Origin of the sequence: Floridaenema aerugineum BLCC-F46, from assembly GCF_041929345.1 — a bacterium.
In the GTDB taxonomy this organism is placed as follows: domain Bacteria; phylum Cyanobacteriota; class Cyanobacteriia; order Cyanobacteriales; family Aerosakkonemataceae; genus Floridanema; species Floridanema aerugineum.
Genome location: NZ_JBHFNQ010000131.1, coordinates 19,843 through 31,805, shown reverse-complemented (window position 1 = coordinate 31,805; position 11,963 = coordinate 19,843). Strand labels below are relative to the sequence as shown.

The 11,963-nt window shown below is 42.4% G+C and carries 8 protein-coding genes and 1 pseudogene; 2 read left to right on the top strand and 7 right to left on the bottom strand.

Annotation, left to right across the window (positions count from 1 at the left end; genetic code table 11):
- Window positions 1-26 precede the first annotated feature (26 nt).
- Window positions 27-1,607 (bottom strand): bifunctional pantoate--beta-alanine ligase/(d)CMP kinase, encoded by a 1,581-nt coding sequence (locus ACE1CC_RS17460; RefSeq protein ID WP_413271722.1) that lies wholly within the window; start codon window positions 1,605-1,607, stop codon window positions 27-29.
- Window positions 1,608-1,836: 229 nt separating this feature from the next.
- Window positions 1,837-2,979, bottom strand: coding sequence for a septal ring lytic transglycosylase RlpA family protein (locus ACE1CC_RS17455; protein WP_413271703.1), 1,143 nt, complete (start codon window positions 2,977-2,979; stop codon window positions 1,837-1,839).
- A 412-nt stretch (window positions 2,980-3,391) separates the two neighbouring features.
- Here ACE1CC_RS17455 and purM point away from each other — a divergent pair, with 412 nt between their 5' ends.
- Window positions 3,392-4,420 carry a phosphoribosylformylglycinamidine cyclo-ligase gene (gene purM / locus ACE1CC_RS17450; RefSeq protein WP_413271702.1) on the top strand — a complete coding sequence of 343 codons (1,029 nt, stop codon included), beginning with the start codon at window positions 3,392-3,394 and terminating at the stop codon, window positions 4,418-4,420.
- 72 nt (window positions 4,421-4,492) lie between these two features.
- Here purM and ACE1CC_RS17445 read toward each other — a convergent pair whose 3' ends face one another.
- The 3 genes from ACE1CC_RS17445 to ACE1CC_RS17435 form a co-directional block, all read right to left on the bottom strand.
- A complete protein-coding gene (locus tag ACE1CC_RS17445; protein WP_413271701.1) occupies window positions 4,493-5,143 on the bottom strand; it encodes a hypothetical protein in 651 nt (216 codons plus the stop codon).
- A 208-nt stretch (window positions 5,144-5,351) separates the two neighbouring features.
- Entirely contained in the window at window positions 5,352-6,488 is a 1,137-nt protein-coding gene (locus tag ACE1CC_RS17440; protein ID WP_413271700.1) for a tetratricopeptide repeat protein, read from the bottom strand.
- Window positions 6,489-6,504: 16 nt separating this feature from the next.
- A complete protein-coding gene (locus tag ACE1CC_RS17435; protein WP_413271699.1) occupies window positions 6,505-7,791 on the bottom strand; it encodes a C13 family peptidase in 1,287 nt (428 codons plus the stop codon).
- 125 nt (window positions 7,792-7,916) lie between these two features.
- On the opposite strand from ACE1CC_RS17435, the gene ACE1CC_RS17430 reads away from it, so the two are divergent.
- Window positions 7,917-9,926, top strand: a complete 2,010-nt coding sequence (locus ACE1CC_RS17430; protein ID WP_413271698.1) for a DNA polymerase III subunit gamma/tau — start codon at window positions 7,917-7,919, stop codon at window positions 9,924-9,926.
- A 103-nt stretch (window positions 9,927-10,029) separates the two neighbouring features.
- Here ACE1CC_RS17430 and ACE1CC_RS17425 read toward each other — a convergent pair whose 3' ends face one another.
- Both ACE1CC_RS17425 and ACE1CC_RS17420 read right to left on the bottom strand, forming a co-directional pair.
- Complete coding sequence (locus ACE1CC_RS17425; RefSeq protein ID WP_413271697.1) at window positions 10,030-11,436, bottom strand: glycosyltransferase family 2 protein; 1,407 nt, start codon at window positions 11,434-11,436, stop codon at window positions 10,030-10,032.
- A pseudogene (locus ACE1CC_RS17420) lies at window positions 11,390-11,764 on the bottom strand (radical SAM protein); the annotation flags it as partial. The pseudogene ACE1CC_RS17420 and the gene ACE1CC_RS17425, both read right to left, overlap by 47 nt.
- Window positions 11,765-11,963 lie beyond the last annotated feature (199 nt).

The window sequence follows — 11,963 nt, the reverse complement described above, 5'->3', positions numbered from 1 at the left end:
ATACCTTTAGGTATAGTTGGGGTAGTTCACTGTTTGGTTTTTTCCCGGTAGAGGTTAGTAATTTGCTCAGTGACTTGGGCGATACTTAAGCCATCGGTGTAAATTTCGATCGCGTCAGTAGCTTTTCTTAAAGGCGCAATATCACGGTTACTATCTTTCGAGTCACGTTCGGAAAGGTCTTGTTGCATTTTTTCCAAACTTAGATCGAGTCCCCGTGATGCTTGTAAATCGGCACGACGGCGACGGGCACGTTCTGCCACTGATGCTGTCAAGAAAATCTTCAGTTCAGCGTCAGGGAAAACATGAGTCCCAATATCTCGACCTTCAGCAACTAACCCGCCTTTTTCGCCCCATTGTCGCTGTTGTTTAACTAGTTCATCGCGGACAGCTTTTTGGGCTGCGATCGCAGAAACTTTAGAAGTAACTTCTAAAGAGCGAATTTCTTGAGTACATTCTTCGCCATTGATCCACACGCGCACCCCAGTTTGGGGATCGTCACTCATGCCAAGATCAATTTGACAAGTACTAGCAATTTCTGTAACTCCTGGTTCATCATCAACCGAAATGCCTGATTTGATGACTAACCAAGTTAAAGCACGGTACATTGCACCCGTATCCAGATACAGTAGTCCCAAACTTTGGGCTACCGATCTTGCTACTGTAGATTTTCCCGCACCCGCCGGGCCATCAATAGCCACAATAGGTTGACGTTTGGAAAGAATAATATTATCTATGAGACGGGTAGAACCCAACCTCGCTGCGATCGCCAACAGTCCAACCTCCTCAATTTCTGTTAAAGGTTTAAGTGTATTCGGATGTACCAACTCTACATATTCTGTTGCTACAGAAGATACCCTTGCTAATTGTGCCTTAACTATGGCAATTAAGGGCTGACTTTTCACTTCTCCTTTCTCAAAAGCAATTTCTGCCTGTTTTAAACCTTGATATAAAATCGCTGCTTCGGCTTTTTGTTCTGGGGTCAAATATTGATTGCGAGAACTTAGCGCCAGTCCAGAAGGTTCGCGAATAATGGGACAACCGACAATTTTTACAGGGAAATTCAAGTCCTGTACCATGCGGCGAATAATTGCTAATTGTTGAGCATCCTTCTGACCAAAATAAGCATTTTCCGGTTGTACGATATTGAGTAATTTAGCCACAATGGTGGTTACACCTTGGAAATGTCCCTGACGCGATCGCCCACACAGCAAAGAAATCATCGGGGATGGTGGGATGACTTGTGTCACAGGTAAAGCAGTTTCCCCTGGTACAGGCGATTCATGAATCGCCCCTACTACTCCTAATTCTGCTGCTGTGGGAGAAAAAATAGCATCTACTCCGACTTTTTCGCAGAGTTGGCGATCGAATTCTAGTTGTCGGGGATACTTATGAAAATCTTCTGTTGGCCCAAATTGTAAGGGATTGACAAAAATACTAACTACTACAACATCATTTTCTTTTCGAGCTTTTTCAATTAAGCTGAGATGACCTGCGTGTAAAGCTCCCATCGTAGGAACCAAGCCAACTTCAAACTCAGAATTAAGTTGTCCAGCACGGGCTTGCCGCAGGTAGCAGCGCAGTGCCGCAACTGTAGTAAACAGGCGCACTTTTATTCCTTCAGGTTTCCACCGAATTAGACCCATAGTAGTGTATAGCGAATCAGCCAGAAAATACACTGCTTATGGGCTTGGATCAGGCAGGGGGCTCTTGGGATTGAGACTCTTGGGACTCTTGGGACTCTTGGGACTCTTGGGACTCTTGGGACTCTTGGGACTCTTGGGACTCTTGAGAAAGAAGAACTCACTGCGTCAGGAGCGTCCCAAGAGTCCCCAATCTCTAGTTACTTAAAGGCAATGGGGAGTCGGTGGTAATTACTTGTGGTTCACCTAAGACTTCGACTGTGACGCGGGCTACTCCTGGGCTTTTTAGTCCGATGATTCTGGCGGCAGCGGCGGAAAGGTCGATGATGCGACCTCTGGAGTATGGGCCGCGATCGTTAATTCTGACTACTACTGACAAACCATTTCTCAGGTTTGTGACTCTGACCATTGTGCCAAAGGGTAGGCTACGGTGAGCAGCAGTGAGGGCATTTTGGTTGTATCTTTCGCCGCTGGCGCTGCGATTGCCGTGAAAACCAGGGCCGTACCAAGAAGCTAAACCTCTGAGAACTGCTCTAACTGTGGGTAGGGGTGCAAAAGCGACTTGTGCTGGCATTTGTTGCGACGTGGGCCTACCAGGAATGTCGGTTAATGGGGGGGCATTGCCCATGAGTCGCCGTAATCTGTTGGTGGCTTGCAGGGCATCTTCAGCTAGGTTATTTGTGCTGTCTGGCAGTCTGGTGTTGTCTGTAATTTCTACCAACTTTTCGTTGTTGATTGTGATGATGTAGCGATCGCGATTATTCTTAGCTGATGTCCCTGTTTTTTGATTGCTACTGGTATTTGCTTGTGCAAGTAATGTTTCTTCCCTGGTGCTACTAACTTTGTTGCTGACCGCATAAGCAACTGTGATTTGGCTAGCATCCAGGTTTTCCCGATTTAATTGGTTTAGCTTGGCTGCTACTGCTGTGGCTCTTGCTATTGGATCGATCTCCGCATTTTCCACTTGTTGGCTGCCTTTCTGGGAAAGAGTGCCTTGTTTGACACCGCTTGACTCAACTGGAGAAGCGCCAAAAAAAGTTAAAACTGGTATATCCCGTAAATAAAGGGTCGCCGCTTGACCACCTGCTACTTCATGAGCTTGAATTTTGGCGATTACCTGCTCTTGAGCATCACTTCCAGTCTTTGATTGATACTCTCCTACTTTGATTGTGTCGGGTTGAGTATTGACTGGAGGTGAAGGTTGACTAGCAACTGCCCCTGGTTTTACTTCCGATTCCGTTACTTTTACCTTGTTAGTTTCGGCATGGCAGGAAAAGGTTGTCCCCAAGGTCGTTGTTAGTATTGCGGCAGAAATACCGCTCCAAAATCTTTGCTTCATAAGCTTTTGCTCTGTCGAGGTGAATATCGCTACTGTTGAGGGTTGTGTTCATTTGGTATCAGCACCCTACCGAAAAATTCTCGGCTAACTTGTAGTCGATTCGTATTCGCTTTACTAAATTTGCAACTGCAACAGATTACCATGAAGTTTTCTAATTGGGGATCGGTATGTGCCGCAATTTGTGATTAAGTAGTTCCGTACTAAACAACGATTTTTCCGTAAAACTATTGGTGTAATCTGAGTTTCCAGGTTTTTTGGCTGCCATACTATAAAATAAATTTTTATAAAAAGTTTATTAATTGATTTGGAATTGTTATCATAATTTGCCATCATAAATTTTGGGAAATTTTCCAGTGTCCTACGGTTAAAAATTGGATTTGGCATGGATTGGAAAGAAGTGGGAGCAGATTGAATGGATTATCGAGAAGCGGGTGTTGATGTAGAGGCGGGTAGAGCTTTTGTAGATAAAATCCGCAGTTTAGTAAATCGTACCCACAGACCGGAAGTGATTGGTGGGTTAGGTGGTTTTAGCGGTTTTTTTGAGTTACCCAGCGGGTATAAAGAACCTGTTTTAGTTTCGGGAACTGATGGAGTGGGGACGAAGCTGAAGATAGCTCATGATTTGAATTGTCACAATACTGTAGGCATTGATTTAGTGGCAATGTGTGTCAATGATGTGCTGACTTCTGGTGCGGAACCTTTGTTTTTTCTGGATTATTTGGCTACGGGAAAGCTGGAACAAGAACAGCTGACGGAGGTGGTAGCGGGAATTAGTCAGGGATGTGAAATGGCGGGGTGTAGCTTGTTAGGAGGGGAAACGGCGGAAATGCCGGGATTTTACCCGCCGGGGGTGTATGATTTGGCGGGTTTTTGTGTGGGTGTGGTGGAAAAGAGCCAACTTTTGTCAGGGTCTAAAGTGGAAATTGGGGATGTGGCGATCGCTTTAGCTTCTCAAGGTGTCCACAGTAATGGTTTTAGTTTGGTACGCAAAATTGTCAGTGATGGTGGGTTTAATTGGAGCGATCGTCCAGAACAATTAGACGGTAAAACTTTAGGAGAAGTCTTATTAACTCCGACTCAAATTTATGTCAAACCTGTATTAGCTGCTAAGTCTTCTGGAATCGAAATTCATGGTATGGCGCATATTACAGGCGGGGGTTTACCAGAAAATTTGCCTCGTTGTTTGGGTGCTAATCAATCAATTGAAATTATCCCTAATAGTTGGCATATTTTACCAATTTTTGACTGGTTAGCTGCGGCTGGTAATGTTAACCCGAAAGCGATGTTTGAAACTTTTAATATGGGGGTTGGGTTTGTAGTTTTGGTGAACCCGGATCAAGAAGTAGAAACTATTAAATGGTTTGAATCACAAAATATTGCTGCTTATGCGATCGGTAAAGTAATTCCCGGTACAGGCAATCTTGTAGGTTTACCAGAGTGATCTTTCTGGTTTTAGGGACGATCGGAGTTCCGCTCGTCCCTGGAGTTCCGCAAAACCAACGCTTTCTACAATCTAAATTTCATCTATACGGACACCACCGGATTGATTCATCAAAGCTCGAATAATTTCTTCTGGATTGTTAGTATTAATTTGCAGTAATGCTGCCATTTGTTGTACTAATTCTGGATCTTGCTGTAACAATTCCCAAAGTTGTTCTAAAGAGATTGTTTGAGGTTGATCGCCTAAATTACCTGCTTCATCAATACCTATAAATAGAGTAGAAGCTGCTGGATTTTGTGGGGTTTGGATTATTGGTTTTTCCTGTTTTTGTAATAACTCTAAACCAATTTCACTGGCTGTTTCGCTAATTTCTCCGCAACCCATTTCGCCTAATGCTAACATTCGTAAGGCTAATTCTTGGTTTGGTGCTCTTAAGGCGAGTAATCTTTCGCCAAAGCTACGTATCCATTGTACCCATTGGGCTTGGGTGGTGCGATCGTCTAATTCTGCGAAAAATTTTTCCACTCTTGGCTGTTGCCAACCATGCGCTATCCCTTCTAATAACTGCATGAATAAAAACTCGTAATCAGCATTTTCCAATGGTTTTGGCGGTTGGATTTGCTTTTTTATAGCTGCAATGGAGGATTTGGATCTTTTACTACCCCTACGCCCAAATAATTTCTGAAAAAACTGCACTATTTTTTGCCAAATCCTTCCCATCATTGCTATTTCCTTGCATGGTATTGCACTTTCGATTTTAGCCAATTACTGCTGTCGCAGAGAAGAGGGGATGGGGAGATGGGGAGATGGGGAGATGGGGAGATGGGGAGATGGGGAGATGGGGAGATGGGTTCGATTATTAACTCAAAACTCTCTCACTCTCCTTACGAGAAACTGAAAACTCTCCCCACCGCCCCAGTCCCCAGTCTGGTCAATAAATGTCTGGTTTGATTGCCTTTGCTTTTTCTAAGCTGGCATTAGCTTCTTCTGTACGGCCTAAGTTATTCAAAGCTACACTGCGGTTATACCATGCTTCGTAGCGTTCTGGGTTAATTGTTAAGGCTTTGTCCCAACTAACGATCGCGTCTTCCAATTTACCAAGATTACCTAAAACCAATCCGCGATTAAACCAAGCTTGATCGTCTTGGGGTTTAATTTCTAAGGCTTTGTCGTAAGATGCGATCGCTTCATCTAGCCTCCCTAAATTTCCCAATAATACTGCTTTGTTAAACCAAGCTTGATGATATTGGGGTTGAATTTCTACGGCTTTACTGTAACTTTCTAAAGCTTCTTGAATGTAGCCTAAATTAAATAAAGCGTTGCCGCGATTATTCCAGGCTTCGTATTTGTCTGCTTTAAATTCCAAGGCTTTTTCATAACTGGCTATCGCTTCGGCTGCTTTACCTAATTTAAATAAAGCGTTGGCGCGATTGTACCAAATTTCGTTAGCATTGGGTAAAATTTCTAAGGCTTTGTCGTAAGTTGTAATTGCTGCCCAAAAGTCTCCGGCGTTAAATTGTTCGACTCCTTGATTAAATAAATCTTGGGCTTTTTGAGCGGGTGTTTCTACTATTTGTCGTTCTCGATAAAATTCATGATTGTATATGTAGGCTTGGGGCGATCTTGCTAATAAAGAAAAGCCTATTTCGCGAGATATTTTGCCAAATCTGCCGCCACCTAATTCACCTAATCTAATCATTTGACTGGCTAAATGTTCATTTGATATTTGTGCTGCTAATAAGCGATCGCCAAATATTTTTAACCAATTAATCCATTCTGCTTCTGTACTTTTCTCACACAAAGCTGCAAAAACTCGCTCAACTTGATTTTTTCGCCAGCCATGATCCACCCCTTCTAGTAACTGTATGAAAAAATATTCATAATCTGCACTATCTAAAGGTCTCTTCTCTTCAGGAAACACATAAGTTTGTCGTACTTGATATGTTTTTTTCTTTGGTGTTAACCAAGGTTTTAACCATCGTCTGAGTTTTCTTCTCAGCCAGTTGCGAATAATTCGCCCAGCACGTTTGATTTTTTTTCTTAGTTTGGAATTAATTATTTTACTCATTATGTCAACCGCTTGTTTATTGTTTCCCCCAAGAACCATTTTCGCATTCAATCAATCTCTCAAGGATGGCGATCGCTTGAGGATTTCCTGAATTTCGCACTTGTTTTTCCATCCCAATATTTAACAATTCCATGCGTAACCGCATTAAATAAGCTTCTTGTTCTTCCGTTTTGATTTTCCCTCGCAGGGTAGTTCTTTGATTTTCAACAAAAGACTTTTCTGGGTTGATTTTAAACATTTTTATGATATAATTCACTACAGATATTTGTTCGGGACGTGCTGTTACTAAAGTAGCATTTATCGACTGAGCTAAGATTGTTTCTTGAGTCTTTTTATTAGCTTGATTTTGTAACCAAAATTCGGAAGTAGAAAGGGGGAAATCAACATTTTGTTGGTCTATTTTGGCAAAGGCATGGGCTTCGGCAAAAGACACTCTGCCATCTTGGTTATAGTCAGCCCAATTCACGGTTTTACCAGTGCGGCTGCGTCCACTTAAACCAGCGAAGAAACTAGAACTATAATCCTCATAGTCGGCTTCGTTAACTTCTGGGGAACAGCCAACGGAAGGTCGGGTTTTCACAGTAGCAAAGAAACCACAGCGAGGTCTTTGAGTGACAGGACGTTTAGGATTACCAGCTTCATAAATTAAATTAGCAAATGACCCAGAATAGCATTGACTCATCATACCTACAAAAGAGGTTTTTGGCGGTAATCGATCTAACAAAGAAGAAAACATTTGAACGCTTAATGGTTCGTCATTCCATAATAATATGATGTTATTATTGGTATTCTCAGGATTACGAATTCCGTGACCTGTAAAATAAAAGAACACTGAATCGGGCTTTTTACTCTGCAATTGCCCAAAAGCGTTCCGTAGGTTAGACAAAGTTGAGGCACCCTTGATATTAGGGATCTCTGGAATTTTAAACAACTGTCTGCCGTTTTTGTCCAAGTAGCTCACTGTGGCTTGTTGATTGTTACCATTAGCAAAGAAGATAGGCACCTCTGCTGGATTGTATCCCATTACACGCAGAGTCCGTTGAAAGTACAGAATGTTTTTCTCAATGCCAATTTCGTTAGCTTCTGGTTCTGGGCCACCACCGATAATTAAAAAACTTTGGGTTGGCTGCGAGTTTAAATTATTTTGTTTTTCTTGACTATTTTCTAGTTTTTGTGGTATATTAATAAGTTTTTCAGGTTCTGGTTTAAGGTTGTGAGGATTTTTTTGTGGTAATTGTAGACCGATGAATGTAAGAACAGCCAAGCTAAAGAGAATTAGACTAGCGCTGAAAAATTGTGCCATGGTAATTGCTAGGTGGTAACGAGTAACCGATCGGCAATTCAAAGTTAAAATTTTCTTTCTTCAAGATTGATAATCTCACGATTAATAAGCATCTTAGCCATTAACTATATTGCTTTTTCTTTCTCATGTCCTACGAACCCCTGCATCATAAGTATCGTCCCCAAACTTTTGCCCATTTGGTGGGGCAAGAGGCGATCGCGACTACTTTAACTAATGCGATCCAACAAGATCGGATTGCTCCAGCATACTTGTTTACAGGCCCTAGAGGTACAGGAAAAACTTCTAGTGCGAGAATTTTTGCTAAGTCATTAAATTGTCTTTCTAGTAATGTTCCCACAGAAAGTCCTTGTGGTAAATGTGATGTTTGTATAACTATAGCCAAAGGTTCTTCTTTAGATGTAATTGAAATTGATGCTGCCAGTAATACTGGGGTAGATAATATTCGGGAAATTATTGAGCGATCGCAGTTTGCCCCCGTACAATGCCGTTACAAAGTTTACATCATTGACGAAGTTCATATGTTATCAACGGCGGCGTTTAATGCTTTGCTGAAAACATTGGAAGAACCGCCCGATCGGGTAATTTTTGTTTTAGCAACTACAGACCCACAAAGAGTTTTACCCACGATTATTTCTCGCTGTCAAAGGTTTGATTTTCGGCGAATTCCGTTACAGGAAATGGTAGAACATCTCTGGCAAATTGCCAGTAAAGAAAAGATTAATATTACTAAAGAAGCGGTTACTTTAATTGCCCAAGTTGCCCAAGGTGGGTTAAGAGATGGGGAAAGTTTATTAGATCAATTAAGTTTATTTCCGGGAGAAGTGACAGTTGAAGCTGTTTGGGATTTAGTGGGTGCTGTTCCCGAACGGGATTTAATGGAGATGTTGGAAGCGATCGCCACTGACGAAAGTACCAAAGTTTTAGAAATTGCGCGTCGGCTGATGGACAGAGGACGAGAACCTTTAATTGTGCTGCAAAATTTAGCCAGTTTTTACCGAGATTTGTTAATTGCCAAAAGTGCGCCTAACCGTCCAGAATTAGCAGTTGTCACTACTCCCACTTGGGAAAAAATGTGTGATTTCACCGGATTGGAAATTCCCCAAATTTTAGCAGGACAAAAATTACTTAAGGATAGCGAATTTCAAATAAAAAATACTACTCAACCTCGGTTATGGTTGGAAGTTACCTTATTAGGATTATTACCTTCAGCAATTATACAAACAACACAAAATGCTGCTAATTATGCAATTAAACCTAATGTTAATTCGGTTAAGGTAAATCAGAAAATTCCGCAATCAACTGTTAAAAGAACCCCACCTCCAGAAGATTCAACTTCTGTAAAATCTCCGGTTAAATTCGATAACATTCAACAGAATCAAGAGATAAATCACTCGGTTACTGAAACTGCGGAAACTGCGGAATTAGAAGCAACACCAGAAGTTTCTCAACTTGCTGATATTTCGGAACAAGAAATCAATTTAGAAGAAATTTGGCAACAAATTTTAGAATATTTACCCATTTCTCCTAAATCTCTTTTTCGGCAATACGGATGTTTATTAAACCTCCAAGAATCTCAGGCTCAGGTAGGAATTAAAACTGTCAATTTGCTGAAACACGCTGAACCGAAAATACCAGATTTAGAAGCTGCATTAGGGCGAATTTTCCAACGAAAAATTAAAGTAACTTTGAAAGTATCTACACCAAATCAAACCGAAAGTAATCAAGAGGTAAAAGTTACTAAGAAAAAAACAGAAATTTCTCAGCCTAGTAGAACTAATATTGAATCTAAACCTGACTCAGAAGAAGTTACGGTGAAAGCTGAGCGGGAAATAACTACTAGTCCGATCGAACCTTCAGCAGAACCAAAAGTAACAGCGAAAATTTTCCATGAACCGGAGAAAGCGCCAGAACAAAACGCCCAAGAGTTAGCGAAAAAAGCGGAAGCGGAGGAGATAAAAAAGGCAACTCAACGTTTAATTAGTACCTTTAATGGTCAGGTTGTGGACTTCTCAGAGGTTATGGAATTAGCTGATAGATTACCGGAGAAAAACAATTTGCGATCGTCCTCAGAAACACCAGATTTTGACTCAAATTTGGAATTAGAAGATGAGGCAGAAACAGAAGAGGAATTTTAAGAGTTTTCGGGGCTGAGTGCTCCCGGGATCCAGGAGTTCCAGGGGCAGATGGTAAAAATTCCCAAGAGTCCCAAGAGTCCCAAGAGTCCCCTTCTGTCTTTCCTTATTCGGCTTGAGTACCTTGATGGACAGTTTTCACCCATTTTAGTCGTTTAGGTAAAACGGACATTCGGGCGGTGGTACTAGCCATAATAATGACCCAATGAAGCATATACAAAGTGCCACGTATGGTATTGAGCAAAGTTAAAAACAGGTTAGGAATAGTGACTTTTTCCTGTTGCTTAACACGCCGGATACCGCTAAACATGGCGATAAAAGACATAGTGAGCATTAAAGCTGTGACTGGGCTAAAAACAGGCATTCGGTTGCGAACTAGAGCCATGAGAAAATCTGGCACTGCTGCGGTAGGGAGGAAATACTGGGTAATCCAAAACATGAACATATCCCAAGTTTTCCGGTAGCCCATTTTACCTGCAAAAATTGGTCGCCAGTAGTCCAAATAACGCTGATAACCGCCTTCTGCCCAACGGTTGCGCTGATGCCAGAGAGCGATCGTACTTGTTACCCCTTCCTCTTCCACTGCGGGATCGATGACAAATTCAATATCCCATCGATCGAGATGCAGACGAATAGTTAAATCGAGGTCATCAGTAATAGTTTCCTCATTGAAACCGCCGCAAAGTTCCAAAGCAGAACGACGAATAAACTCGCCATTTCCGCGCAGTTCGCCAATGCCACCAAGGGCGATCCGCTGTTGTTGGAAGTAGCTATCCAATGCCATCTCTGCCACTTGCCCCATAGTGAGCAAATTCACATCAGGGTTAGAGATCGCCTTTTGGACTTGGACTGCGCCCACCTGTTCTTTAGCAAAAACAGGGACGACGCGCCTTAGCATATCTTTGGGTACTTGAGCATCAGCATCAAACACAGCGATAATATCGCCACGAGTTAGGGGTAAAACTTGATTTAGAGCCCCTGATTTGCCGCCAGTGGCACCTGGCGATCGCCGGAACACCTTCAACCGATCGTATTTCTGCGTCAGTTGCTTGAGTACCAGTGGAGTTTTGTCGGTGCTGTTGTCATCAATTACCCAAAGTTCATAACGGTAGCTGGGATAGTCTAAACTACAGAGGGTTTTTACCAAGCTTTCAATTACAGCCTCTTCATTTTTAGCTGCTACCAGCAAAGAGACGAAAGGCCAAGAATCTTGGTTTTGGGTTGACAAAGACTCAGGTAAGGTATGGGGGCGGGCACGCAAAACGCGAATGGCATGAATTCCCATTAAGGTTGTCAAGCCTAAGATTAGCCAACTACCCCAAGAGAGCAAATGCAAGGCAATAGTGCCACTCCAAACTATCGTGAGGACGATCGCCGCTTTGCGCCTGCGTCCCCCATATCTTTGGTTAGGAGTCTCTTCCGGTTCCTCTGTTTGCGAGATATCGGAGATCAACGAGTTCAGTTCGTCAAGCTCGTTGAAGGAATTGTTTTCGGGCCAGGAATTCGCTGGCATATTTCAGTTGATTCAACCACCAGTACTTATTTACACCTTTAAAGAAGCTGGGTACTAAAACACACCAAACCGTAAAGCCTTCACAAACTGATTGTTTGCCAAAAGACAGACGGTACGCTTCTATCACTTCTGGCTGGCGATACAAATCGTATAATTTCCCGTTGATTGGGACACCAGATTGAACGAAATAATAACAAGGTAACAACAGTTTGTCATCAGGAGAAATCGGAATTACAGCATCCACCGCCTGAAAACGGGGATTTTTGGTGTCATTGTCTCCGGCTTAAATAAAGATTAATGCAGCCCTATTGTATCCAAGATTGCTGTACTACTTAGCAACTGTCTCTATTGGTGGGGGATAGGGGATAGGGGTTAGGGTGTAGGGGTTAGGGGGTAGGGAATAGGGTGTGGGGTGTAGGGTGTAGTGAAAAGAATTTGAGGGAAAAGAGTCGGGTTCAAAGGGCAAACTTCTCTTTCATTGTCCAATTTTTTCCCTATACCCACACCCTACCCCCTTTCGGATCAAT

Coding starts and splice junctions, on each gene's coding strand:
- ACE1CC_RS17455 (WP_413271703.1), bottom strand. CDS start 2,979: ATGAAGCAAAGATTTTGGAGCGGTATTTCTGCCGCAATACTAACAACG.
- purM (WP_413271702.1), top strand. CDS start 3,392: ATGGATTATCGAGAAGCGGGTGTTGATGTAGAGGCGGGTAGAGCTTTT.
- ACE1CC_RS17445 (WP_413271701.1), bottom strand. CDS start 5,143: ATGATGGGAAGGATTTGGCAAAAAATAGTGCAGTTTTTTCAGAAATTA.
- ACE1CC_RS17440 (WP_413271700.1), bottom strand. CDS start 6,488: ATGAGTAAAATAATTAATTCCAAACTAAGAAAAAAAATCAAACGTGCT.
- ACE1CC_RS17435 (WP_413271699.1), bottom strand. CDS start 7,791: ATGGCACAATTTTTCAGCGCTAGTCTAATTCTCTTTAGCTTGGCTGTT.
- ACE1CC_RS17430 (WP_413271698.1), top strand. CDS start 7,917: ATGTCCTACGAACCCCTGCATCATAAGTATCGTCCCCAAACTTTTGCC.
- ACE1CC_RS17425 (WP_413271697.1), bottom strand. CDS start 11,436: ATGCCAGCGAATTCCTGGCCCGAAAACAATTCCTTCAACGAGCTTGAC.